The following is a 24,655-nucleotide window of genomic DNA, read 5'->3' as shown; positions in this document are numbered from 1 at the left end:
TCGTAGTAGGGAGAAGGGCTAGCGTAGGTTAAAAAACGGAGGGTTTGCCGTCTCTCGGCAGCGCTAACCAGCGTTGCAACGCACTTCTTCATTAGGCAGACGGCTTTGCTTTCAGGCTCATAACCTGAAGGCTTCCTAGCCGAGACTGTGTTCAACGGCTCATTTTCTGGACATTCGATCTAGCCACTGAGTTACTTAGTGGCTAGATCGACCCTCAGGCCTGCCAATCGCCGACCATCTCGACGTAACAGTAGCCGCTGACCTTCTCGTTGCGCACGGTGCCGCTGACCGAGCTAGCGCCTTCATAGCGCGCGTGCATGCCCCTGACCTCTTGCTCACGCGGCTTCGCAACCACCTGAAGATCCATGTCGAGCGCACGCACTTTCACCCGCCATCTGGTCGGGAAGCGGGAGCCGGACTGCGGGCTGACCCAGTAGTCACAGGCGTCGTCGACGAGCGGGACCAACTCGGCAACCCTATGCCTGCCGCTTTCGTCAATCACAGTCACCCATGCGTCTGACTTGCCGTCCAGGCCAGCGGCATCCCAAAGGCTGATCCGCCAACCGTTGCTGAGGTTGAGGTCCATCCAAGTCCACTTGCCGCGCGGCGGGCCAAGCGGTTGCTTTTGCCATTGCCGGTCGAACCAACTCATACCCGAGGCCGGGAATTCACGACCATCCACGAGCAGACGGCCTGTCGTTTCCAGCGTCGGGATCGAGTACTGGTAGACGTCCATGCCCAGCATGTCGAACCGCGCCGTCCCCTTATTGTAGAGCGGATGACCGACGGCCCTAAGGGTCACATCGATGCTGGCGCCCTTGATCTGTGCACGAATACGCAATTCGTCCAGCGTTCCCGAAATCAAACTGTTCGGCGTTCTGACAAGCAGCCGATCCGAGCTGGCTTTCGCGCGAAAAATCGAGTGAAAGCCATGCTGCACGCCATACCAGCCTGTAGTCTCATCGGTGATGCTTACCGCGCTGTCCACGCCAACAGTGATCCCCCGGATGCTGAGTGCGAACAGGTGGACCAAGTAGTTGAGCGTATGTCCCTGAGACTCGAAGTGGCCGATAGCAAACCACGAGTTGAGCGTGTATCCGGGTTTGTGTGCCAGATCAGCGACGATGTCGACGCTTGTTGGAATGGCACCCGTCTGCGTAGCCAGATTTGCTGTAAGGAGCGGTACGGTCACATGCTTACCTTTCTGCTTCACGTGCTGGGCGAGCGGCTCCGAGCCCCGCTTGGCGGCGCTGCAAAGCAGTTGCTCCGGTAAAATGATCTTTATGCCGAAATATGTAATATGCATATAATTTGGAGTCGGTGGCGTCAACTAAAAATATGTATAATGCACATTATTCTGGCGATTATGCAGGCGGGATGAACGAGGCGAAGCCTGAGTTGTAACATCAGCGCCGAGTCTGGCGGCGCTCAGCGCTGCCGAACCTTCAGACCGGGGCGCCACGCTTATTGGCCTTGTCGGCGAGATTGTCGTGGATACCCGTGCCTCAGAACTGCATTGCGTCCCTCGGTCGCGAAGCCAATTTGCGAGTCTATTGCGGCGGCGGGCCCGCATCGAGGCGATCTTCTCGGCACCGGTCGGCAAATTGCCGTTGGTCAGCACCCTGTCGGGAGCGCGAGTGCAGGACACGATGGCTAAGGCCAGCCATTTTGGTCTCGCGATAGAAAGGCGAGGGACGCGCCGCCGGAAAACATTTCAGGAGACTTTACATAGCTGCATATCATAGGTACCTATGATGAACTTTGTTCAAGCCTTGGATTGTCAAATGGATGAAAGATCTAGTTCGCAGGTGATCGTCGTTGGCGCGGGCCCCACGGGCCTGATGCTGGCCGCCGAGTTGAGTTTGGGAGGTGCCGATGTCACGGTGATCGAACGGCGCTCCACGGGCACTTTTGGCGAGTCACGCGCTCCCGGCATCAATGCTCGCACAATGGAGATATTCGGCCAGCGAAATTTGGCCCAACGATTTCTCGAGCGGGGACGCCAACTTCCAGCCGTGCTGTTTTCGGGTCTTCCCATGATGCCGAAAGAGGTGGATCCGGACTGGCCGGATGCTCTTATCCTGCCGCAGTCTGAAACCGAACGGATATTGGGAGAACGCGTCGAGGAGCTTGGGGTGCCCATCAGATGGTCGACGGAGCTTTTGCACCTTGCTCAGGACACGTTCGGCGTGGATCTCATCGTCGACGATGGGGGCGAGGCGAGAGCGCTGAGGGCACAGTATGTTGTCGGATGTGACGGTGGTCATAGCGCCGTGCGGCGAATCTGCGGGTTGGCCTTCCCTGGAGATGACCCAGTTTCCCACTGGATCGTCGCCGATGTTCAGCTTGGTAATCCTCCCAACGAACGTGAATCGTTTGGGCGGAATACACGGATCGGAACCTACCAAGTCTCGCGCGCGGAGCCGGATTGGTATCGCGTCAGCTTGATGAAACTCGCCGCTCCGAACGATCGGAACGCGCCGGTCACGTTGGACGAGTTACGTCAAGCTATGCTCGAAGGTCTCGGTACCGACTACGGCTTGCTCAAGGCTCGTTGGATGTCGAGGTTCGCGGATGGTTGCAGACAGGTAGATCAGTACCGTCACGGACGAGTCTTCCTCGCGGGAGATGCCGCGCATACGCACTCGCCAATTGGCGGCCAAGGCCTCAATCTCGGGATCCAGGACGCGGTGAATTTGGGTTGGAAACTCGGTGCAGTTGTAGCTGGCGCGTCGGCCGAGCCTTTGCTCGATACATATCATCAGGAGCGCCATCCGGTCGCGGAGCGGGTGCTGGAGTTGGCGAGAGCGCAGACGGCGCTCATCAAGCCTGGACATCAGATCGACGCATTGCGCAACGTCGTTGGAATGTGGCTCGACATACCGGAAGTGATGCGTGGGATGGCAGGGACGTTGAGCGGTCTTGCGCTCCGGTATCCATGGGGCGCGGATCTGCATCCCCTCGTAGGACGACGCATGCCGAATCTTTCCCTGCTTACGGACCATGGGAAGCAGGATACATTTACGCTGATGCACTCAGCGCGCCCGCTTTTGCTGAGTTTCAATCAAACGAAGGGAACAGTCGTACCAGACCGCTGGATCTCGGCGGTCGACTACTTCGAAGTCAGCCCCGACGTCGACGGCAACTCGCTGAACTGGCACCTTCCTGTGCTTGGCTCAATTCCAGCATTGGCGGCGGCATTCGTTCGGCCGGACGGCTACGTCGCTTGGGTTGAGGCAGAGGGCGAGCCATCAACTAGCGCCTCACTGGCTGATGCGATGGAGAGGTGGTTGGGCTGATGAGCGAACGGGCGAATATTGGAGATGGGAAGGCGGCGGCAGGCACACTATGGACGACATAGATCCCAGACAGTCGCCATCCTTTTATATCAAGCGGGTGGCGCAGGAACTGACGCGCTTGGCAGAAGCTGAGCTACGGCCTCTTAACTTGGGGATGGGAAGCCTCCCCGTGTTGACAGCGCTGAAGACCGGCGAGGCTTCTACACAGGCAGATCTCGCGAGGTTGCTCCACGTTGAACAACCTTCCATGGCCCAAACGCTTGCGCGACTTGAACGAGACGGTTTCATAACTCGAACTCCGCTTAGTTCGAATAGACGCATACAGCGAATTGACCTGACGCCCGCAGCTCACGAGATTTTGCCACAGAGTAAACATTTACTTCAGAAAGGCAACAACCGTTCCCTTGCGGGATTTTCGCCGGAGGACGTCAATGTTTTACTATCTTTTCTTAGGCGGATGTATGCAAACATTCGAGACGATGATCGAAGCTGAGGTAAGTGTCGTGTCGTAGTGTCGGCCGAGCAGGTCTGATCTCCAAGCTCGGCGACTGCGGGTTAATTCGGTCCGCGAAAACCTGCAGATGTCTCATCACACTCTTTCGGAAGCAGACTTTTTGGGGAACATAGAGAGTAGCCCAACCGCGCCCAATCCAGTCAGTGCGATGGCGGTGAGGGCCACGGCCCAGCCTATGAAGTTTTGCTGCTGGATCAAAAGCCCACCCGCGATGGGCGCTATGATATTGATGAGGGAGGCAAGCGACTGAGCCATCCCCATCGCAACGCCCTGCGAGGTGGGCGGCACCGCAAGGCTTAGCGCTGCGACGAGTGTGGGTCTTGCCAGCCCTACGCCGGAGGCGATCGCAAGAACTCCAACTGCCAGCCCAGGGATCGTATTGCCGAAACCGATGAGGACGAAACCGGACGCAAGCAAGGCGAACGAAGCTACGGCGACCGTCCTCTCGTGGAAAGTCGAGCCAATGGCGCGCATCACCACAATCTGAATCAGAATGTTTGTTGCGCCGGCGGCAGTGAATAGGAGCCCGATTTCTGTCGGGCCAAAGGATTCGCCGCCCCAATGGTATCGCGCTTGAAGCACAAGAGCGAGTTGCGAACTGAACAAGCTGAACGCCATATACAACAAAGCGATTGCGGTCAGAAGCGCCTTCACATTTGGCAGCTTAACTAGGTCGCTGATCTCACGAAAGAATCTTTTCGATGGCAACGGGGTAATGGCTGCCCCCACGACGTCAGCTTGTTCGTCGAAATGCGATTGAGCTGCCGACGGTTGCCCCGTCCCAAAGACGCGGCTCCAGACCCGGGCGCCGGACGAAGTGCGAACGTCAACAGGGAGGAGAGCGCAGGTCAATACGATGCTGGCACAAGAGACGGCCGCAGCTAGCCAAAAAGGCACGGCGGGTCCGATTGGAGCGAGCATGCCACCAAGGGCCGGCCCAATCATGGTGCCTAAACCCATCGCCGCGCTCACGACGCCGATAGCTTGGCGCCGTTTTCCGGGTTCGCTCCGATCCGAGACGTAAGCGATGGCGATCGCAACGTTGCCCGCGGACAAACCGTCCACGATGCGTCCGGCAAAAACAATGGGAAGACTATGCGCTGAGGCGAGGATAAGAAAGCTCGCGCATGTGCCGATTTGGCTGATCAGTAGAAGACGCTTGCGGCCGTATCGGTCAGACGCCTTCCCCAGGATCGGCCCTGCAAACAGTTCGCAGATGGCGAAGCTTGCGATCAATAGACCGATCATGAGCGGAGTGGCACCAAACTCCTGCGCATAAAATGGCAGGAGGGGCAAGATAAGGCCAGCACTGGCGGTGTCCACGACGACGACCGCGAAAATCGGCAGCAGCACAGTCCTTGTCTCTGTCGGACGCCGTGCATCAGTTTCGTTTGTCATCCTGAGTCTACCTCTATGTGCATTATGCACATAGTTGACAGAGGCGAGGCCGTGTCAATGATAAAAGTGTATGATGCACATTATTTGACTACGCTATCGCATTCTTCGGATGGACTGCCGTAGTCTCACCGAACAACAATTGGTCGCAATGACGTCACGTCTGGCTGCCGAATGAGAATTTACGAGAACCCGGCGAGCGACAGCGACCCGCGGTGAGGAAGCCATTGGTGCACTGGCTAATGCCACAGCATTAGCGAAAAATCGGCGTGTTCTTCCACAAGGTTCCTGAAGTGATCCGATCGTATCCGAGCTTGTACACCGCTTGCATATAACTGCCATCAAGCGGATTGAGCATCGAATAGGGAACTTGAGCTTCGATCGATCCTACTTGCAAACGTGCCCCAGTTCGACTGGCGTAGTTGTAAAGAGCAGTCAATTCGCTCTGTGCTTGGGACTTAAGGAAAGTCGAGTAAGCTCTCCCGAGAGCGGATACCGTTCTGTTCGGCGTGACGTTAAACTCCGGTATGAGTGCGTTGTTGACGATGACGTAGAGATTGATTTGTAGTCGGATGGACGTTTTTGCAGGATGGGCGCTTGCGGTGAGGAGCGGGGGAGTCAGGATCTGCGAGGTCGAGCCTCCATCCGAGTGCATTTCCTGGAAATGTCGGCCATTGGACGCGGCTTGGATCATAACGGGCGGGTAGACGCCCGGAACACTTGAAGAAGCAACGATGACATCTCGAAACAGATTCAGCGCATCGGGGTTTCCGCTTGCAGCGATGGCGCCCATGTTCCAGATCACGCCGCGTTGAGTATCTAGGTTCGTCGTGAGGACGAACAGTCGGCGGCCCTTGCGATGCTCGACAGCAATTTCGTTGAGGACATCTGGCGTGATGAATTGATCGACGAGTCTCTTCAGCGGCCCGGATTTGAGCAGACTCGATCCGAACACTCCGAACGGACCATTGATCGCGACGAGGTCTTGAGCGACGCCGCCGGTATAAAGATGCACCAATGTGTCGTCGTAGGCGGTGCCGAGAAACGCGTATGGCGCGATCAGTGCACCCGTGCTGACGCCGGTTACGACATCAAAGTGTGGGCGTGTTTTCGAGGCAGTCCAGCCCGTGAGGACGCCGACACCGAAAGCGCCTCCGGCGCCCCCGCCGGAAATCATCAGGATGTTTTGCTGATCGGACTGCGCTGTAAGTGCCCAGTCGCGATGCTTCGTGAGGGTTTCGTTGCGGGACGCAAACCGCTGGGCGCGGATCTCGCCATAACCGACAACGAACGCATTATTGGCCTCTTGCGCATCGGAAGCGCGCTCCAACGTCTGGGTGCATCCCGACAGGATCATTGCAACGAAAAGGAGAAACGTGACTGTGCAGACTGAACGGCGGATCGTTCCTAGAGCAATTCTGGGAGACATCAAGCCGGCCAAGGAGCGCGAGATATATTGGGCAGCAGAAGCCGTAGCTATGTCGGGCGAGGGCAGGATATCAGCCTTGGCGCACTCAATCGGAATTTGGCTTGTCACTGAATGCGCCCCGCCAGCAGAGTTCGATCGTTTTCGCTGGGCAGATGCCGGATGATCTTGCATTGCCGAGGGTTCACCGGCGGGACGTCTCTTGCCGTCGCCCTCAGTCATCGGCGTTTCGAGGCATTTGATCGTTGGAACGGCTCGCTCCTGCTACTACCTCAGGGTCGGTCTGCGGAAGTCGCGTCCAGGCGATTGCCCCTGCGATTGCAACGAACGCGAGAATCCCGCCCGTCCAAACCCCGTACAGCGCCTGACCAATGAGAAAGCCGGCCAGAACGGGAGACATGACATCCGTCATCGCAATCAGTGCCTGGGTCGTTCCGATGACGATGCCCTGCCGTTCCTGCGGGGCATGGACGGAAAGCGCCGAGAAGAAGGTGGGGCGGGCCAAAGCGTCACCGGCACTTACGCAAAGGATGGCAAAGACGAGAACCGGAAGCGTCATCGCAAAGCCGACAGTGATGTAGCCGATGGCCACAATGGCGCATATGAGAACGATCAGCCGACGTTCCGTGAAGTACCGCCCGAGCCATTGCAGCAGGAACAACTGGACGATGATGTTGATAGCACCGTCCGCGGCCAAGATGTAACCGAGTTCGCGAGGTCCGAATGAATTGCCCTCACTGACAAAGGTTGCCTGGAGGTAATTGGCGATCTGAGAGCTATACATGCCATAGGCAAAGAAGTAGCAGAGAAGTACGATCACAAGTACGCGGATCAAAGGAGAACTGACGATCGATCTGAATGAGACCTTACCGAGGGAAGCCTCGTTTGGAGCCGACTCATCGAAGCGGTGGGACGCCGCATAACTGCCCTTGATCCAGATAGCTGTCACGGCGAGGCTGGCCGCCGACAGCGCCATAGCGGCGTAAATTGGAACGGTCAGCGAGATTCCGGACAGATAGCCTGACAGGCTCGCTCCGACGATGCCACCGAGCCCGACACCGGCATGTAGAATGCCGATTGCCTGGCGGCGGTTGGCCGGGAAACTGTGGTCTGCGGCGTAGGCGGCAGCAGCGGTGAAAGTCCCTGCTGTGAAGCCGAACAATATGCGCGCCAGCAGGACCGGGAACACGGCCTTTGCTAGAGCGAGCAGTAGGAGGCTGGTGAAAGCAGCCGCCTGAGTTGACAGCAGGATCTTCTTTCGTCCCAAGCGGTCAGAAAGCTGACCGACAAGAGGCGCCGCCACAAACTGCGTGAGAGCTTCCGTGGCTATCACAATACCGAAGATGAGCGGCGTTCCGCCCATTTCTTTGAGGTAGAAAGGCAGGATTGGCAAAACGGCGGCAGCACTTGCTGCGTAGAGACTGACGACCAGGAAGACCGGCAGCATCACTCGCCAATCAAGTCTTGGCGTTGCCTTATCGTTCCCTACTATTGATGCGCCGACGTTCATCTCGCGACTCCCTGCTGTTGACCGGACATGCGTCGCGGATGACCAAATTCGCTGCGCAGGGATTTGTCATCACCTGATCAATGTGTAGTATGCACATAACGACGATAGATGAAGGTCGTCAACAGAAAAGTGCATAATACACATTTATGTTGACGTTATTTTCCATCCCTTATATGTGCATCGTGCACGCAATGGATGAGGGAAGCGCTATGAAGGCTTTGGTTGTTCAAAAAATCGGGCAGTCGCCGATTTATATGGATTTTGCCGATCCGATCGTCGGACCGGACGAGGTGCGGGTCGCCGTGAAGGCCGCTGCGATGAGCCAGTTGGTCAAGAGCCGGGCCTCGGGTGGCCATTACAGCTCGTCGAGGATGCTCCCGTTTGTCGCGGGCATTGACGGGGTAGGCCTGCTGGATGATGGCCGCAGAGTTTATTTTGTCCTGCCGCGGCCCCCCTTCGGCAGCATGGCCGAACGGACCGTCGTCTCCGCAGCCCAATGCCTTCCCTTACCGCCCGAACTTGACGACCTGACGGCCGCGGCAATCGCCAACCCCGGCATGTCGTCCTGGGTCGCCTATGCGGAGCGCGCGAACCTCAAGGCTGGCGAGACTGTTCTCGTTAACGGCGCTACCGGGACCGCAGGGAGGCTCGCCGTTCAGATCGCCAAGCATATGGGCGCAGCAAAGGTCATTGCGACCGGCCGCGATCAAGCAGCTCTTCGCGACGTTGCTGCACTGGGCGCTGATGTGACCATTCCACTGGTCGCAGATGGAGACGCGCTTGAGCAAAGGTTCATCGAACAATTCGCAGAGAGAATCGACGTGGTCGTGGACTATCTTTGGGGGCCTAGCGCAGAGCGCCTGCTGATCGCGGGTGCCAAGGCCGGGCCGGATGCAATCCCGATCCGCTTCGTTCAGATCGGCTCCGTCAGCGGCGCGGATATCACGCTGCCTAGCGCCGTTCTGAGATCATCTCCAATTGAACTCATGGGCAGCGGCCATGGTAGCATTTCGCTTGAGCGTCATCTCGGCGCGGTGACAGCCTTGTTGCGAGCGGTGCTGCCTGGAAACTTCAAGATCGCATTCAAGTCGGCCGCTCTTTCGGGCGGGAGCCAGGCGTGGAATGCGGACGACAGCAAGAACCGCACTGTATTCACTGTCTGACGGCCGAGTCCGACTGAGCGCGTAGGCAAGCGTTGAGCGTAGCGAAATGAGGCACTCGTGCCAGAGCTGGCTGCACCCTATCCGTCAGCCCTCTCGCGTCATTTTCAACGTTCGAGAACTGGCTCGGCACCCATGCTGTCGGCGAGCATCCGCATGACCCGCAGTAGCTCGTCGAAGTCTTCGCGCGTCCAATCCTGAAACAGGGTCAGCACCATTTTTTCCCGCGCGACATCGACTGCATCGGTCGCAGCCTTCCCTCGCGGTGTAATGACCGCCTCGCGCACTCGCTTGTCAGTCGCGCCTGAGCGGCGCTCGACGAGGCCGAGCGCCTCCAGACGTGCAACCTGGCGACTGACCGTGGTGTAGTCGCGCCCAACCCCGTCGGAGAGTTCGACAACGCCGATCGGTCCCCGCCGCTCGATCGACACGAGAAGAGGAAACAGCGCACGCTCCAGCGTAAGGCCGGCCATTTCCAGCAATTGCGCATCCCGCTCAGGGCGGTTCATGAGCCCGGCAATGTCAATGAGCGACCGGTGCAACTCGGGCAGTGACTTCTTGATATGTGCATTTTGCACTTTTTTTATTGACACGCCTAAGCCTCCTGATGATATGTGCATCATACACATTGGAGGCGGTAATGGAAGATGAAAACACTACGGCGGTGCTGATCTGCGGTGCCGGCGCCGCCGGTCTGACACTGGCTATCGACCTGGCGCGGCGCGGCGTGCCGTTCCGCCTGATCGAGAAGATGGCTCAGCCATTTTCAGGTTCGCGCGGCAAGGGCATTCAGCCACGAACCCAGGAAGTCTTCGAGGACCTCGGTATCATCGACCGGATCGTCGCGGCAGGCGGCACCTATCCGCGGATGCGCGAGTATCGGAATGATGGCACCTATGTCGAAAAGGATATGGCCGAGCAGGACGATCCAACGCCGGCAGAGCCCTATCAAATCGCGCTGATGGTTCCGCAGTTTCTGACGGAACGGGTGCTGCGCGATCGGCTGGCGGAGTTTGGTCGAGAGGTCGAATTCGGATGCGAACTGATCGGCTTCGAGCAGGGCGAGGAAGGCGTTACGGCGCACCTGGTGGGACCAGCCGGCGAAGAGATCGTGCGCAGCCGTTACCTCGTCGGAGCTGACGGCGGCCGAAGCTTTGTGCGGGGTGCCCTCGGTGTAGATTTCCCCGGGAAGACGCTCGGTGTGAGGGCAGTAGTGGCGGACGTGGCGCTGACCGGCCTCGACCGCGGGGCCTGGCATCAGTTCAACGACGGCGACATGGAGCGTATGGTCTCGATCTGCCCGCTCGCCGGAACCGATCTGTTCCAGATCCAGGCGCCCGTGCCGCTGGACGGTGAAGTCGACCTCTCGGCCGAAGGGATCGAGCGAGTGATCGCCGAGCGAACCGCGTGCAATGACGTGAAGGTTCAATCGGTGACCTGGGCGTCGGCTTATTTCATGAATGCCCGGCTTGCCGATCGCTACCGGGTCGGCCGCGCGCTCCTCGTCGGCGACGCCGCCCACATCCATCCGCCCACTGGCGGCCAGGGCCTCAATACCAGCGTGCAGGACGCCTACAATTTGGGCTGGAAGCTGGCGGCAGTGCTCAATGGTGCTTCGGAACGTCTGCTTGACAGCTATGAAAACGAGCGGCGGCCGATCGCCCAAGCGATGCTAGGGCTTGCGACCGGCCTTCTCGAGGCCGCAAAACGAGGAGAGATGCGGCGCGGTCGTGAGGTGCGCCAGCTCGACATAGGGTATCCCCAGTCGCCGCTTGCGCTTGATCCTTCCGGTCGCGTCGGCACCCTGCTTGCAGGAGATCGGGCGCCTGACGCACCGCTTCGTGGCGCGGCCGGATGTTCCCGACGCCTCTTCGAGCTGTTCAGCGGCTCGCACTGGACGCTCATCGGTTTCGAGACAGAGCGCGATATTATCGAGCCGCGACGTGGGTTGCACATTCACAGGGTCGGAGCCGGCTGCGAGCTACAGGACGTGGGCAGTCATTTCCGCGATGCGTACAAATTGGCATCCGGCGAATGGGTGCTGGTCCGACCTGACGGCTATGTCGCCGCGATAGTGACCGCAGACGAGGCTGCCGCACTACAAACGTTCTTCACGGAGGTGGGACTAACAGGCACCGACGGCTTCCCGTACTGAGCTGATCCGCGATGCGAGGCGCTATGGACGACGCAAAGGCTCCCAGATTTGAAATCCGCCATTTGCGCTACGTCATCGCAATGGCGGAGCTTGGGAGTGTCCGGCGTGCGGCTAGGGCGCTCAATGTCCAGCCATCCACTGTCAGCCGTCGAATCCGCGACTTGGAAGACGAGATTGGCGCTGCTCTGTTCCTTCGAGGGCATGGCGGCGTCAGCCTCACTATTGCGGGCGAACGGTTCATAAGAAGAGCGCGCCGAGCGTTGAACCAACTCACTTATGCTGCGCAAGAGGTTGGCATGGTCGGGCGAGGGCAGGCGGGGATCGTTCGAATAGGCCTGATGTCCTCAATGGCATCGGGCTTTATTGCCACACTGCTAGATGCCTACGGTGCTGACCATGCAGAGGTGAGGATCGACTATATCGAAGGTGACGCTTCCGAACACATTCCGGCGATCCAGCAGAATCGGTTGGATGTCGCCTTCTTGACCGGCACGCCTGCGGTCGAGGGGTGCGATGTTACGCATCTGTGGAACGAGCGGATCTATGTGGCTATGTCGATCGCACACGAATTCGCCGGTAAGGCGGAAATCAAGTGGAGCGACCTTCGGGGCCAGGCATTCATTGTCAGCGAGGCGCAGTCGGGGCCGGAAATCCACGATTATCTGGTGAAGCATCTTTCCGAGCCTAGCTATAGCCCTGACATCCAGCATCATGCGGTCTATCGCGACACCCTGATGCAGATCGTTGCCGGTGGACACAGCCTGACGCTGACCAGCGAAGCGACCGTTGCCGCGCAATTCCCCGGTGTTGTGTATCGCCCGCTCGCAGGCGAGATCCTGCCCTTCTGCGCGGTCTGGTCGCCCCGCAACGACAACCCCGCCTTCCGGCGGTTTCTGAGCCTGGCGAAGGTCATCTCGAAAAGCTGTGGGGAGTGCGTCATTGCGAAGGGTCTGACGGATGCTTCACAGGGCGTGAAGCGTGTTCCGGCGCACGGCGAAGTTTCGCGAACCCCCGATCCGTCGCAATGAATCGTTCCAGCATCGGCACGATCAGCCGCTTCGGATCGGTCGCCGGTTGGTCGATCTCTCTAGCCAGGGCTTCGGCGTAGGCGACCAGATCGCGATGCAGGCTGCCGGGTAGATCGATTGTGATCTTGACCGGCTTGTCTTCGGTGATCGGTCCAAGTTTCAGCTTGGTCATGTCAGCCTCCGTAAGGTTCGAGGACTAAATCGCGGGTCACAACCACGCGGACCGGAAAACCCTGTCGGATCGTGAGCGTCGGCTGGACATTGAGCTGACGGCGGACGATCTGCTGGCCGGCGTCGTTGATGGTGTCCTGCGCGCCATCGCGGATGGCGCTGACCAGACGGTCATTGTCGTCGGTGGCGAGTTCTGCGCCGACGCCGAGCAGGGTCGAAAGAGCGGCGGCCTTGGCCAGGTCCCACCAGTGATAGTCGACACCATCCTCGAGACCGGCATAGCCTTCGGCATCGGCGCCCGGCTGGCGTTCCAGCACGATGGACTTGCCATTGGGCAGGATCAGGCGGTTCCACACCAGCAGCACGCGGCGCTGTCCGAAGCCGACGCCGTTGTCGTATTCGCCGATGATGCGCGTGCCCTGCGGCACAAGCAGAATGCGGCCCGTAGGGCTGTCATAGATGTTTTCCGTCACCTGGGCGGTGATCTGGCCGGGAAGATCCGAACGGATGCCGGTGATCAGCGCGGCCGAGATGATGGAGCCCGCCTGCAGGACGTTAGGCGATACAGGTGCGGCGATCCGATCCGGCGACACGGTGCGCCGGTCGACCGCGGCATTGAGGAAGGCGAGCTGGCGATCCTGGGCGTTGGGTGTGGAAGGCTGCGGGCCTAGTCCGAGACTGGCCAGCGACGGTGGCGCAGGCGAATGGTTGTCGCCAGCCGTGACAGCGGATGTCGTCGTCCGCGTTTCCGTCGAGGCGAACAGCCGCGCGGTCCTCGCTGCCTCCAGCTCCTGAATCCGTCGTTGCTCCTCGGCGCTGAGGCCCGGATCGGGAACCGCCATGCCGGGGACCGGCACGGCCTGGCCTCTGTTCTGCGCATCGAGGATGGGACGCCCGAGATCACCGGGGAGCGGCTGTCCCAGGACAGGGCCGGTATAGTCCCTCGGCAGGCCGGCGATGCCGTCGGCCGTGGCGCGGTTGTCGGTGGAATAGAGTTCCTCATTGCCGGTGCCGGGATCGCGGGTCTGGAGTGCATAGATCAGCGCACCGCCGACACCGAGGCTGGCGACGAGCCCGAGGCCCGCCAGCACCTTGCGCGACAGGCGGGTGACGCGTGGGGCTTCCGCGCGCAGACGCATGGGCGCCGCCGGTTCGCCCGGCGCTCCGACCAGCGGCGCGTCCACGTCCTCTTTTCGGGATTCTTCTTCACTCACGATGCAGGCCTCCCATCGGTGCGGGTGATGCGGACGCGCTTCTGGGAATTGCCGGAACCGAGGCGAAGCTCACCAGCGGCGAACAGGCGGTCGACGATCATGTGGCGGCCGCTGACACGGTAGTTCACCAGTTCCGAGGTATTGCCCTCCGGGCCAACGACGAACAGCGGCGGCATCTCGCCCTGGCCAATGCCGCGCGGGAATTCGATGAACACCTGCCGCCCGTCGTCATAGGCGCGCAGCGGCCGCCAGGGCGCGCGGTCACCTTCGATGGCGTAGCGGAAATTGACATTGGCGAGATCGACGCCGGTCGCGACGGGCTGCTGGGCCTGGGCTTCAACATTCTGGCGTCGCAGCGCAATGAGCTGGTCCTGCGGATACTGCCAGGAGACCGACGCCATATAGGTGCGCTCGGTCGAGCGCAGTTCCATGTGATAGGTGCGCAGGTTGGTGTTGATGACGAGATTGGTCATCAGCTCGGCGCGGGTGGGTTTGACGAGGATGTGGATCTGGCGCGTCGCGCCAGAGCCGCTTTCGGTGTCGCCAATGATCCAGCGCACGGTGTCGCCGGCGGCGACCGGGCCTGACCCCACAAGCTGTTCGCCGGGCTGCAACGCGATGTCGGTGATCTGGCCGACGGCGGTATAGACCTGATAGAGAGCGCCGCCAGTATAGGGATAGACCTGCATGGCGTTGATGAAGCCGTCGCGCACTGGCTGGATGCGGGCGGCGGCATTGGCCTGATTGACGCGGGCAGCCGGATCGGTCGGCTCAGGTGCGCGGCGGGACTCCTCGACCGGCTTCATCTGTCCAGGTAGCGGCAGCGGACGCGGCAGTTCGACCACTCTTACCGGCGAGGCCGGATCGACGGTCTGCACAGCGGGCGCGGCATCGTCGTAAGAGATTTCCGGCGGCTTCTTCATGGTGGCGCAGCCGGCCAGCGCTGTCGTCGCCAGCAGCACGGCCAGAATGGCGGTTTTGCGGAAAGCCGGAAGTCCGGCAGGGTTCATCGTCTGCCGGCTCATTGCCCCAGCTCCTTCGACCAGTTGATTGCGTTGACGTAGATGCCGAGCGGATTGGCCCGGAGTTTTTCGGCGTCGCGGGGCGACTGCACGACAATGGTGAGGATGGCGGTCCAGCGTTCGGTCGAGGCCAGTGAGCCGTCCTGATAGGTGCGTTGCACCCAGGCGACGCGGAACGAGTCCGGCGAGGCTCGGATCACGCTGGAGACGTCGACGGCTATCTGCTGCTTGCCGACCTTGGTGAAAGGGTCGTTGGTACGGGCGTAATCGTTGAGCGCCATCGCGCCTCGATCGGTCGTGAAGTCATAGGCGCGCAGCCAGTTCTGGCGCACGATGATGGCGTCGGCCGGGATCGAGCGGACCTGTTCGACAAAGCGGGCCAGGTGCCAGGCGACCTGGGGATCGGTCGGGCGATAGTCGGCAACCGCGGGCGCGATCGCCTGCGACTGGCCGAGACGGTCGACTTGCACCACCCAGGGGACGATGGTGCCGCGCGCCGACTGCCAGACGAGGGCGGCGGCGAAGCCGGCAGACAGGATCAGCGAACCGAAGGCCATATATCGCCAGTTCTTCGCCTGGACGCGGGCGGAGCCGACGCGCTCGTCCCAGACTTGTCCGGCGCGTTGGTAAGGGGTCTCGGGTTCGGGCGTCTTGCCGTAATGGGTGGCGGGTCGTTTGAACATCAGCGGTCACTTTCAGAAAGGTTGATGGAAGAGCCGCCGCCGTGGCTGTCGCCGGAGCGCACCGCATGGGCGGCGGCGGAAACGCCGTGGGACAGGCCCTGCGAGCGCTTCATCCGTTTGGCCCAGTCAGGCGGGCCGTTCGGGGCGGCGGGAGATGACGGGGCAGCGGCTTCGGCCTCGCCGCCGACCGTTCCCATGGTCGAGGAGCCGCCGGTGGTCTCGAAGGCGGATTTCGCGCCGCCCGAGAAGCTGGATTTGACGCTCTCAGCGGCTTTCGAGGCTGCGCGCTTCAGTGGCGATACGGCTGCGCTGCCCGCTGCCTTCGCCACGCCGCCAAGGCCGGAAGCGACACCGCTCGCGCCGGACTGACCAGCAGAGGCGAGGCCATAGGCGGTAGAGGCTCCGCCGGCAGCGGCGGCGCCCCCGCGAACGGCGGCCGCGCCACCGGACAAAGCCGCGGCACCACCCTTCATAGCGAGACCTGCCGCGCCGCCTGCCGCCATGGCTGCACCACCGACGGCGAGGCCGGTTCCGACAGCGGCGCCGGCGCCGAGCTGGGGACCGCCGGAGACAAGGCCGTTGGCGATGCCGGGGCCGAAAATACCGAGACCGAGGAGGGAAAGCGCCGCCAGCACGATGGCCATGGCGTCGTCGATGGTCGGCGTTGCGCCGCCGAAGCCTGCGGTGAACTGGCCGAACAGGGTCGAGCCGATGCCTATGATGACGGCGAGGACGAGCACTTTGATGCCGGAGGAAATGACGTTCCCGAGGACCTTCTCGGCCATGAAGGCGGACTTGCCGAACAGGCCGAAGGGAATGAGGACAAAGCCGGCGAGCGTCGTCAGCTTGAACTCGATCAGTGTGACGAAGAGCTGGACGGCCAGGATGAAGAAGGCGAGCAACACCAGCGCCCAGGCAAACAGGAGGCAGGCGATCTGGATGAAGTTCTCGAAAAAGGCCCAGTAGCCCATCAGGCCGGAGATCGACTCCAGCAGCGGCCGTCCGGCGTCGAGGCCGGTCTGGGCGACCTTGCCGGGGCGGAGCAGATCGGCCGTGGTGAAGCTGGTGCCGGAACCCTTGAGGCCGAGGCCGGCAAAGCTGTCGAAGACGATCTTCGCCAGATTGTTCCAGTTGGAAATCAGGTAGGCGAAGACGCCGACGAACAGGGTCTTTTTCACCAGCCGGGCAATGATGTCGTCATCGGCGCCCCACGACCAGAACAGAGCGGCCAGCGTCACGTCGATGACGATCAGCGTGGTGGCGATGAAGGCGACCTCGCCGCCGAGCAGGCCGAACCCTGAGTCGATGTAGCTGGTGAAGACCTGAAGAAACTGGTCGATGACGCCGGTGCCGCCCATGATTATTGTCCTTCGTCCTGATGGGGAGCGGCCGGTGCGACTGGCGACGGGGTTCCGAGGAAGCGATCACGGCTTTCGGCCCAGATGCCCAGGCATTCGGCGTCGCGGGTCGCGGCTTCACCGAGCTGCTGGCAGCGGCGTTGACCGGCGCGCAGTGGATCGGGGGTGGACGGCTGAAGTTGCCGGGTGGAGGCTGGCGCCGGGACTTCTTCCTTGCGGGTCATCTCGATCGCGGTCGCGGTGATCGCGACTGCGACAAAGACGACGGCGCCGAGGCGAGCGAGCATCTTGCCGTCCATGGTGGATTCCCCCGTTTCGGCTTTCAGTTGTTGTTGAACATTTGGGCGTTCCCCGGCTGGTAGCCGGAGCCGGGGGTAAGGAACCGGCGGCGCTGCTCGCGCCCCTGTTCGGCCGCCGCTGCCGCTTCAGCCGATTGCAACGCCTGCGCTCGTCCGTTGGCGGCGACGACGGCTGTGAGGTCGGCGAGTTGCTGGGCCTGAAGGGCGAGAAGCTGATTGCCGGCCTGCGTCGCTTGCAAGGCTCCGGTGGCGCCCTGGCTCTGGCCGACCAGCGCCGACATCTCGGTGCGGTTGGTGTCGATGTTGCCCACGACGGTCGCTTGCACCTTCATGGCGTCCTGAAGGCTGCCGACGGTGTTCTGCCAGCGCGAGCGGGCATCGGCGACAAGCTGGGAATCGGATGCGGATAGCGAGACGTTGGCGTATTTGGTCTGGAAAGCCTGATCGATCTGCTGGACGTTGAAGGCAATGCCCTGCGCCTGGGCGAGAAGCTGCTGCGTCCGTTGCACGGATTGCTGCAACTGCTGGAGCGACGAATATGGCAGGCTCGCGAGATTGCGCGCCTGATTGATCAGCATCGTCGCTTCGTTCTGAAGCTGGGTAATCTGCTGATTGACCTGCTGGAGCGCGCGCGCGGCCTGAAGCACGTTCTGCGCATAATTGGTCGGGTCATAGACGATGATGGCGTGCGCCGGCGTCGTCAGGATCGGAGACAGCGCCAGGGGAGTGGCGAGGATGGTGGCGGCGATGAAGGCCGCGCGGGAACGGCGGATGGTCATGATGGTGTCTCCAGGTTGGTAAGGTCAGGGATGAGGTCGGCGGCCCACGCCACGTCGCGGTGGCGCAGCCAGGCGGTGAGGAAGCCCTCGCGGCCGTGCTCGGCGACGATCTGTGCGATGCTGGTCTGGTCGGTTTTCGAGGAAGCGGCGCACAGCGCCAGCGCCACGTCGCTCAAGGCCAGCTCGAACAGCCGGTTGCCCCGCCGCGACTGGCAGTAATATTCGCGCTTGGGCGTCGCCCGTGCGAGGATCTCGATCTGCCGGTCATTGAGACCAAAACGGCGATAGATCGTTGTGATCTGCGGTTCGATCGCCCTTTCGTTCGGCAACAGCAGACGGGTCAGGCAGCTTTCGATGATGGCCGGGGCGATGGCGGAATTGTCGATGTCGCTAAGCGATTGCGTGGCGAAGACGACACTGGCGTTCTTCTTGCGCAGCGTCTTCAGCCATTCGCGGAGCTGGCCGGCGAAGCCGTCGTCGTCCAGCGCCAGCCAGCCCTCGTCGATGATCAACAGGGTCGGAGATCCGTCGAGCCGGTCGGCTATGCGGTGGAACAGGTAGGCGAGCACAGCGGGCGCGGCGCCGGTGCCGATTAGGCCCTCGGTTTCGAATGCCTGGACGGATGCGCCGCCCAGATGTTCGGCTTCGGCATCGAGCAACCGGCCGTAGGGGCCGCCGACGCAGTAGGGGCGTAGCGCCTGCTTGAGATCGTTGGATTGCAGCAGGACCGCCAGCCCGGTGATGGTGCGTTCCTGAACCGGGGCCGAGGCCAGCGAGGTCAGCGCCGACCACAGATGCTCCTTGACGTCCGGGGTGATGGTGATGCCTTCGCGCGACAGGATCGCCACGATCCAGTCGGCGGCCCAGGCCCGTTCGTAGGTGTCATGGATACGGGCGAGCGGCTGCAGCGCGACGCTATCCGCGGCGCCTTCGCTTAACCCGCCACCGAGATCGTGCCAGTCGCCGCCCATCGCGAGCGCGGCGGCGCGGATGCTGCCGCCGAAGTCGAAGGCGAAGATTTGGGCGCCGGCATAACGGCGGAACTGGAGCGCCATTAGCGCCAGCAGCACGGATTTACCCGCACCCGTCGGGCCGACGATCAGGGTGTGGCCGACATCGCCGACGTGAAGGGAAAACCGGAACGGGGTCGTGCCTTCGGTCTGGCCGAAGAGCAGAGGGGGCGCTGCAAAATGCTCGTCCCGTTCCGGCCCTGCCCACACCGCCGAAAGCGGGATCATGTGGGCGAGGTTCAGGGTGGATACCGGTGGCTGCCGGACATTGGCATAGACATGGCCTGGCAAGCTGCCGAGCCAGGCGTCCACCGCGTTGATGGTCTCAGGCATGGAAGTGAAGTCACGGCCCTGGATGACCTTCTCGACCAGCCGCAGTTTATCGTCGGCGATGCGCGGATCGTCGTCCCAGACCGTCACCGTGGCCGTGACATAGGCCTGACCGGCGTAGTCGGCGCCCAGTTCCTGAAGCGCCAGGTCGGCGTCGGCGGCCTTGTTGGAGGCGTCGGTATCGACCAGGGCCGAGGCCTCGTTGGTCATGATTTCCTTGAGGATGGACGCGATGCTCTTGCGCTTGGCGAACCATTGCCGCCGGATCTTGGTCAGCAGCTTCGTCGCGTCGGTCTTGTCGAGCATCACGGCCCGCGTCGACCAGCGATAGGAAAAGGCCAGCCGGTTGAGCTCGTCGAGAATGCCGGGCGTGGTCGCCGTGGGAAAACCGACGATGGTGAGGATACGCAGGTGGGAATCGCCCAGACGCGGCTCCAGCCCTCCGGTCAGCGGCTGATCGGCGAGCAGCGCGTCGAGATACATCGGCACCTCGGGCACGCGGACCCGGTGGCGCTTGGTCGAGATGCAGCCATGCAGATAGGTCAGGGTTTCGGCATCATCGAGCCAGTCGCACTCCGGCATGAAGCCGTCGACCAGTTGTAGCACGCGGTCGGTGCGGTCGATGAAGCCGGAGAGGATGGCGCGGGCGTCGACGCCGGATTCGGCCTTACCCTCGTAAAGCCAGGTCTCGGCGCGAGCGGCGTCCTCGGCGGGTGGCAGATAGAGGAAGGTCAGGAAATAGCTGGACTCGAAATGGCTGCCTGCCTCCTCGAAATCCGCCTTGCGTTCCGCGTCGACCAGGGCCGATGCAGCATCGGGAAACCGGCTTGCCGGATAGGTCGCGGCGGCATGGCGCTGCGCCTCGACGAAGATCGCCCAGCCGCTTCCGAGGCGACGGAAGGCGTTGTTCAATCGCCCGGCGACGGCGACCAGTTCGGCGGGAACGGCGCTGTCCAGATCGGGGCCACGGAACCGCGCCGTCCTCTGGAATGAACCATCCTTGTTCAGCACCACGCCGTCACCTGCCAATGCCGCCCAGGGCAGGAAGTCGGCGAGGCGCGTAGCGGTGCGGCGATATTCAACGAGATTCATCATGGGGGGGTCCTCAGACGCGGAGATGACCGGGGATGCGCAGATGCCGGCGGACCACATCGATGAAGAGCGGATCGCGCTTGGCGGCCCAGACGGCGGCGAAGTGGCCGAGCAGGCCAAGCGCGATGCCGACCAGCCAGAGCCGCAGGCCGAGCCCGAGGGCTGCGGCCAGCGTGCCGTTGACGATGGCGAGCGAGCGCGGGGCGCCGCCGAGCAGGATGTGCTCGGTCAGCGCCCTGTGGACGGGGGCCACGAAGCCCGGCACCTCGGCCAGGTTTTCCAGCGACGTCGCCATCAGACGAGCACCCCGCCGCCAAAGCTGAAGAAGCTGAGGAAGAAGGAGCTGGCCGCGAAGGCGATCGACAGACCGAAGACGATCTGGATCAGCTTGCGCGCGCCGCCGGAGCTGTCGCCGAAGGCCAACGTCAGGCCGGTGACGATGATGATGATTACCGCGATGATCTTGGCGACCGGCCCTTCGATCGATTGCAGGATCGACTGAAGCGGGGCCTCCCACGGCATCGACGATCCCGACGCATGAGCTGCGGGTGCGAGGAACAGGCTGACATAGGTGACGGCGGCGGCCGTCGCGACATGACGGCGGATACGGATGGCATGACGGATCATGTGAGTTCTCCTGTTGGGGGCTGGGTTGAAGGGGTGACGCGGTAGTCGCCGTCGGGGCCTAGCCCCTCGACGCAGGCGAGTTCGGCAAGGCGGCGCAGCGATCCGCGGCCGGACAGCACGGCGACCAGATCGATGGTCTCGGCGATCAGGGCGCGGGGGACCGTGACGACGGCTTCCTGGATGAGCTGCTCCATCCGCCGCAGAGCGCCGATGGCGCTGCCGGCATGGATGGTGCCGATGCCGCCCGGATGGCCGGTGCCCCAGGCCTTGAGCAGGTCGAGGGCTTCGGCGCCGCGCACCTCGCCGATCGGGATGCGGTCGGGGCGCAGGCGCAGTGAGGACCGGACCAGATCGGAGAGCGAGGCGACGCCATCCTTGGTGCGCATGGCGACGAGGTTGGGGGCGGCGCATTGCAGCTCGCGCGTATCTTCAATGATGACGACGCGATCCGTGCCCTTGGCGACCTCTGCCAGCAGCGCGTTGGTCAGCGTGGTCTTGCCGGTTGAGGTGCCGCCCGCGACGAGGATGTTCTTGCGCGCGGCGACCGCGACGCGCAGCGCCTCGGCCTGGTCGACCGACATGATCCCGGCAGCGACGTAATCATCGAGGGTGAACACCGCGACGGCGGGTTTGCGGATGGCGAAGGCCGGGGCCGAGACCACGGGAGGCAACAAGCCTTCAAAACGCTCGCCGGTTTCGGGCAACTCGGCCGAGACGCGCGGCGAGCCGGGATGCACCTCGGCTCCGACATGGTGCGCGACCAGGCGGACGATGCGCTCGCCGTCTGCCGGCGACAGCTTCTCGCCCGTATCGGACAGACCTTCGGAAAGCCGGTCGATCCAGAGCCGGCCATCAGGATTGAGCATCACCTCGACGATCGACGGGTCTTCCAGAAACCGGGCGATGGCGGGGCCAAGGGCGGTACGCAGCATGCGCGCACCCCGCGTTGTCGCCTGTGATGTCTGGTGAGATTCCGCCATGTCGTCCCCTTGCGTTCAGGGACCGTTCGGCCAGCCCTGGATCGGGGATGAGTAAGAGAGGCAGAAATCAGGGCGTCGCAACAAGGTCTTGGACGTAGTAGCGGCCTAGCGTAGAACAACAGGGGATCGGCGGAATGGCCGATGACTTGTGAAGGCGCGGAACGATGATTATTCCGCGTCGCGTGGAGGTTCGACGTCTTCGGAGATTTCCTGATTAAGCTTCGGCCCCTTCGCGAGTCGTCGTCCAAGAGCAACGATAAACGCGTCGTAACGCTCACCGGCCTTGGCGCGCGCTGCCTGTGCCGCAGGCTCGGGCAGGGCCGGGGTCGTCGTCAGCCAGAACCGCACGAACACGGCCAGCGTCTCGACCGAGATGCCCAGATCCCGCTCCATCCGCGTCATGCGGCGATCGAGCTGGTCCAGGCGCCTGGTTGTCGCCGCCTCCTGCCGTTCGGCTGCGTCCGGCGACAGGAAGGACGCGATGGCCGCTTCGGCGATCAACGAACGGGATTGATCGCGGCGGGCGGCATAGCCGGCCAGCGTCTTCATGATATCCGGGTCGAGATAGACGGACAGGCGCTGTTTCTTGGCGGGTTTCTTCATCGGGCGTCTCACATCTCTATGCCGTCGCCGGGATCGAGCGAGGCGAGGCGGGCCGTGCGCTGCATGAGCCGGTTCATCCGGCTGTTGCGCGCCGCATCATCCTCGGTTTCATCGGCTGGGTCCGGCTCGAACTCGTTGTTGATGGGTTCTCGCTTCTCGACGGCCTTGGCCTTGTTCAGTTCGGGCTGATGGCGGCGTTCGGATTCGGTCGGATCGTCGTCATCGGTTTTGCCGCCGCTGGATGACGCGGCCGCCATCTCGGGCCGTGCCGGCACGGGCAGCGCACTCCAGTCGTCGGGCTTTGCGGTCTTCGGTTTCGAGAGCGTCGGCGGGGTCAGGACGCGCTCCTGAAACCGCGCGTCCTCGAAATAGCGGGCCTTCTTCGCCCGGATCGGTGGCGTTCCCGCCACCATGACGATCTCGTCGACGGGTGGAAGCTGCATGATCTCGCCGGGGGTCAGCAGCGGCCGAGCGGTCTCAGAGCGCGACACCATCAGATGACCGAGCCAGGGGGACAGCCGGTGCCCGGCGTAGTTTTTCATCGCCTTCATCTCGGTCGCTGTGCCGAGGGCGTCTGACACCCGTTTAGCCGTGCGCTCGTCGTTCGTCGCGAACGAGACCCTGACATGGCAGTTGTCGAGAATCGAGTTGTTCGGGCCGTAGGCTTTCTCGATCTGGTTCAGCGACTGCGCGATCAGGAACGCCTTCAGGCCGTAACCCGCCATGAAGGCCAGCGCGCTCTCGAAGAAGTCCAGTCTCCCCAAGGCCGGAAACTCGTCGAGCATCATCAGCAGCCGATGACGGTCGCCTTTGGCGTTCAGATCTTCGGTCAACCGCCGGCCGATCTGGTTGAGGATCAGGCGGATCAGCGGTTTGGTGCGGTTGATGTCGCTGGGCGGGACGACGAGGTAAAGCGTGGTCGGGAGTTTTCCGCCGACAATATCGCCGATGCGCCAGTCGCAGCGGCGCGTCACCTCCGCCACGACGGGATCGCGATACAAGCCGAGGAACGACATGGCGGTGGACAGCACGCCGGAGCGTTCATTGTCGGATTTGTTCAGCAACTCCCGCGCGGCTGAGGCTATGACGGGATGCGGCCCGGCTTCGCCAAGATGGGCCGTCGTCATCATCGCGGCGAGCGTGGTTTCGATCGGTCGCTTCGGATCGGAGAGGAAGGCGCCGACGCCGGCCAGCGTCTTGTCGGTCTCGGCATAGAGGACGTGCAGAATGGCGCCGACCAGCAGGGCGTGGGATGTCTTTTCCCAATGGTTGCGCTTTTCTAGGCTGCCTTCAGGATCGACGAGGATATCGGCGATGTTTTGCACATCCCTGACCTCCCACTCGCCGCGGCGCACCTCGAGCAGCGGATTATAGGCGGAGGATTTGCTGTTGGTCGGATCGAAGAGCAGCACCCGGCCATGCCGCGACCGAAAGCCCGCGGTCAGCGTCCAGTTCTCGCCCTTGATGTCGTGGACAATCGCCGATCCCGGCCAGGTCAAGAGCGAGGGAACCACCAGCCCGACGCCTTTACCGGAGCGGGTCGGGGCGAAGCACAGCACATGCTCCGGTCCGTCGTGGCGGAGGTAGGTACGATCGAGTTTGCCGAGCACCACGCCGCCGGGTTCGAGCAGCCCCGCCGCCTTCACCTCGTCGGGTTGCGCCCAGCGGGCCGATCCGTAGGTCGCGACGTTCTTCGCCTCGCGTGCGCGCCAGACCGACATGCCGATGGCGACAGCGACGGCGATGAAGCCGCCGGATGCGGCGATCATCCCGCCCATGGTAAAAATGTCGGGGGCGTAGGCATCGTAGAAATACCACCACCAGAAAAAAGCGGGCGGATAATAGACCGGCATTCCGCCCAGCTCGAACCACGGGGTTCCAAGCTGCGCCTGAAACCCGAGTTGCCATGCGGTCCACTGTGTTGCCGTCCAGATCGACATGATGACGATCAGGATGACGACGAGGAGTTGGCCCCAGAGGATTTTTGTTGCGGACATTCT

At 62.2% G+C, this 24,655-nt stretch carries 23 protein-coding genes; 5 read left to right on the top strand and 18 right to left on the bottom strand.

Going from position 1 to position 24,655, the window contains the following annotated elements; translation table 11 throughout:
• Positions 1 to 214: 214 nt before the first annotated feature.
• Positions 215 to 1,306, bottom strand: a complete 1,092-nt coding sequence (locus tag V5G24_RS22320; RefSeq protein ID WP_394083137.1) for a lipocalin-like domain-containing protein — start codon at positions 1,304 to 1,306, stop codon at positions 215 to 217.
• A 478-nt stretch (positions 1,307 to 1,784) separates the two neighbouring features.
• On the opposite strand from V5G24_RS22320, the gene V5G24_RS22315 reads away from it, so the two are divergent.
• Positions 1,785 to 3,299 carry an FAD-dependent monooxygenase gene (locus V5G24_RS22315; protein WP_394083139.1) on the top strand — a complete coding sequence of 505 codons (1,515 nt, stop codon included), beginning with the start codon at positions 1,785 to 1,787 and terminating at the stop codon, positions 3,297 to 3,299.
• Positions 3,274 to 3,792, top strand: a complete 519-nt coding sequence (locus V5G24_RS22310) for a MarR family transcriptional regulator (protein ID WP_509292268.1) — start codon at positions 3,274 to 3,276, stop codon at positions 3,790 to 3,792. Before V5G24_RS22315 ends, V5G24_RS22310 begins: the two co-directional genes overlap by 26 nt.
• 96 nt (positions 3,793 to 3,888) lie before the next feature.
• Here the strand turns inward: V5G24_RS22310 and V5G24_RS22305 are convergent, their stop codons facing one another.
• The 3 genes from V5G24_RS22305 to V5G24_RS22295 all read right to left on the bottom strand — a co-directional run bounded on the left by V5G24_RS22305 (position 3,889) and on the right by V5G24_RS22295 (position 8,144).
• On the bottom strand, positions 3,889 to 5,166 hold the full coding sequence (locus tag V5G24_RS22305) for an MFS transporter (protein WP_394083141.1): 1,278 nt from the start codon (positions 5,164 to 5,166) through the stop codon (positions 3,889 to 3,891).
• Between the two features lie 295 nt (positions 5,167 to 5,461).
• Entirely contained in the window at positions 5,462 to 6,637 is a 1,176-nt protein-coding gene (locus tag V5G24_RS22300; protein WP_394083847.1) for a patatin-like phospholipase family protein, read from the bottom strand.
• Positions 6,638 to 6,848: 211 nt separating this feature from the next.
• A complete protein-coding gene (locus V5G24_RS22295; protein ID WP_394083143.1) occupies positions 6,849 to 8,144 on the bottom strand; it encodes an MFS transporter in 1,296 nt (431 codons plus the stop codon).
• 209 nt (positions 8,145 to 8,353) lie between these two features.
• Here V5G24_RS22295 and V5G24_RS22290 point away from each other — a divergent pair, with 209 nt between their 5' ends.
• Positions 8,354 to 9,307, top strand: a complete 954-nt coding sequence (locus tag V5G24_RS22290; RefSeq protein ID WP_394083145.1) for a quinone oxidoreductase family protein — start codon at positions 8,354 to 8,356, stop codon at positions 9,305 to 9,307.
• 104 nt (positions 9,308 to 9,411) lie between these two features.
• Here the strand turns inward: V5G24_RS22290 and V5G24_RS22285 are convergent, their stop codons facing one another.
• Positions 9,412 to 9,897: a MarR family winged helix-turn-helix transcriptional regulator gene (locus tag V5G24_RS22285; RefSeq protein WP_394083147.1), complete on the bottom strand. Its 486-nt coding sequence runs from the start codon at positions 9,895 to 9,897 to the stop codon at positions 9,412 to 9,414.
• A 47-nt stretch (positions 9,898 to 9,944) separates the two neighbouring features.
• On the opposite strand from V5G24_RS22285, the gene V5G24_RS22280 reads away from it, so the two are divergent.
• Together V5G24_RS22280 and V5G24_RS22275 are read left to right on the top strand one after the other, a co-directional pair.
• Positions 9,945 to 11,459, top strand: coding sequence for an FAD-dependent oxidoreductase (locus tag V5G24_RS22280; protein ID WP_394083149.1), 1,515 nt, complete (start codon positions 9,945 to 9,947; stop codon positions 11,457 to 11,459).
• 23 nt (positions 11,460 to 11,482) lie between these two features.
• A complete protein-coding gene (locus tag V5G24_RS22275) occupies positions 11,483 to 12,487 on the top strand; it encodes a LysR family transcriptional regulator (RefSeq protein WP_394083151.1) in 1,005 nt (334 codons plus the stop codon).
• Here the strand turns inward: V5G24_RS22275 and V5G24_RS22270 are convergent.
• The 13 genes from V5G24_RS22270 to V5G24_RS22210 all read right to left on the bottom strand — a co-directional run bounded on the left by V5G24_RS22270 (position 12,396) and on the right by V5G24_RS22210 (position 24,652).
• Positions 12,396 to 12,659: a DUF2274 domain-containing protein gene (locus V5G24_RS22270; RefSeq protein WP_394083153.1), complete on the bottom strand. Its 264-nt coding sequence runs from the start codon at positions 12,657 to 12,659 to the stop codon at positions 12,396 to 12,398. The two genes, V5G24_RS22275 and V5G24_RS22270, sit on opposite strands and share 92 nt — an antisense overlap.
• Before the next feature lies 1 nt (position 12,660).
• Positions 12,661 to 13,872 carry a TraB/TrbI/VirB10 family type IV secretion system protein gene (locus tag V5G24_RS22265; RefSeq protein WP_394083155.1) on the bottom strand — a complete coding sequence of 404 codons (1,212 nt, stop codon included), beginning with the start codon at positions 13,870 to 13,872 and terminating at the stop codon, positions 12,661 to 12,663.
• A complete protein-coding gene (gene trbG, locus V5G24_RS22260) occupies positions 13,869 to 14,897 on the bottom strand; it encodes a P-type conjugative transfer protein TrbG (RefSeq protein ID WP_394083157.1) in 1,029 nt (342 codons plus the stop codon). Before trbG ends, V5G24_RS22265 begins: the two co-directional genes overlap by 4 nt.
• The gene (trbF, locus tag V5G24_RS22255; protein ID WP_394083159.1) at positions 14,894 to 15,577 is read right to left on the bottom strand and encodes a conjugal transfer protein TrbF; all 684 of its coding nucleotides are present in this window, start codon (positions 15,575 to 15,577) and stop codon (positions 14,894 to 14,896) included. Before trbF ends, trbG begins: the two co-directional genes overlap by 4 nt.
• Positions 15,577 to 16,935 carry a P-type conjugative transfer protein TrbL gene (gene trbL, locus V5G24_RS22250; protein ID WP_394083161.1) on the bottom strand — a complete coding sequence of 453 codons (1,359 nt, stop codon included), beginning with the start codon at positions 16,933 to 16,935 and terminating at the stop codon, positions 15,577 to 15,579. The genes trbF and trbL overlap by 1 nt, the downstream gene beginning before the upstream one ends.
• Before the next feature lie 2 nt (positions 16,936 to 16,937).
• Complete coding sequence (gene trbK-alt / locus V5G24_RS22245) at positions 16,938 to 17,234, bottom strand: putative entry exclusion protein TrbK-alt (RefSeq protein WP_394083163.1); 297 nt, start codon at positions 17,232 to 17,234, stop codon at positions 16,938 to 16,940.
• A gap of 23 nt (positions 17,235 to 17,257) precedes the next feature.
• Entirely contained in the window at positions 17,258 to 18,013 is a 756-nt protein-coding gene (gene trbJ / locus V5G24_RS22240; RefSeq protein ID WP_394083165.1) for a P-type conjugative transfer protein TrbJ, read from the bottom strand.
• Positions 18,010 to 20,448, bottom strand: coding sequence for a conjugal transfer protein TrbE (gene trbE / locus V5G24_RS22235; protein WP_394083167.1), 2,439 nt, complete (start codon positions 20,446 to 20,448; stop codon positions 18,010 to 18,012). Before trbE ends, trbJ begins: the two co-directional genes overlap by 4 nt.
• A 10-nt stretch (positions 20,449 to 20,458) precedes the next feature.
• A complete protein-coding gene (locus tag V5G24_RS22230) occupies positions 20,459 to 20,740 on the bottom strand; it encodes a VirB3 family type IV secretion system protein (protein ID WP_394083169.1) in 282 nt (93 codons plus the stop codon).
• Positions 20,740 to 21,072: a TrbC/VirB2 family type IV secretion system protein gene (locus V5G24_RS22225; protein WP_394083171.1), complete on the bottom strand. Its 333-nt coding sequence runs from the start codon at positions 21,070 to 21,072 to the stop codon at positions 20,740 to 20,742. Before V5G24_RS22225 ends, V5G24_RS22230 begins: the two co-directional genes overlap by 1 nt.
• Positions 21,069 to 22,052 carry a P-type conjugative transfer ATPase TrbB gene (gene trbB / locus V5G24_RS22220; RefSeq protein WP_394083173.1) on the bottom strand — a complete coding sequence of 328 codons (984 nt, stop codon included), beginning with the start codon at positions 22,050 to 22,052 and terminating at the stop codon, positions 21,069 to 21,071. Before trbB ends, V5G24_RS22225 begins: the two co-directional genes overlap by 4 nt.
• A gap of 168 nt (positions 22,053 to 22,220) precedes the next feature.
• Entirely contained in the window at positions 22,221 to 22,655 is a 435-nt protein-coding gene (locus V5G24_RS22215; RefSeq protein ID WP_394083175.1) for a CopG family transcriptional regulator, read from the bottom strand.
• A gap of 8 nt (positions 22,656 to 22,663) precedes the next feature.
• On the bottom strand, positions 22,664 to 24,652 hold the full coding sequence (locus V5G24_RS22210; RefSeq protein ID WP_394083177.1) for a conjugal transfer protein TraG: 1,989 nt from the start codon (positions 24,650 to 24,652) through the stop codon (positions 22,664 to 22,666).
• Positions 24,653 to 24,655: the final 3 nt, after the last annotated feature.

It is taken from the genome of Roseixanthobacter finlandensis (genome assembly GCF_043195105.2).
Taxonomy (GTDB): Bacteria; Pseudomonadota; Alphaproteobacteria; order Rhizobiales; family Xanthobacteraceae; genus NCEH01.
Note: the sequence above shows the minus strand (reverse complement) of the source record. Positions and strands in the feature narration are given on the sequence as shown.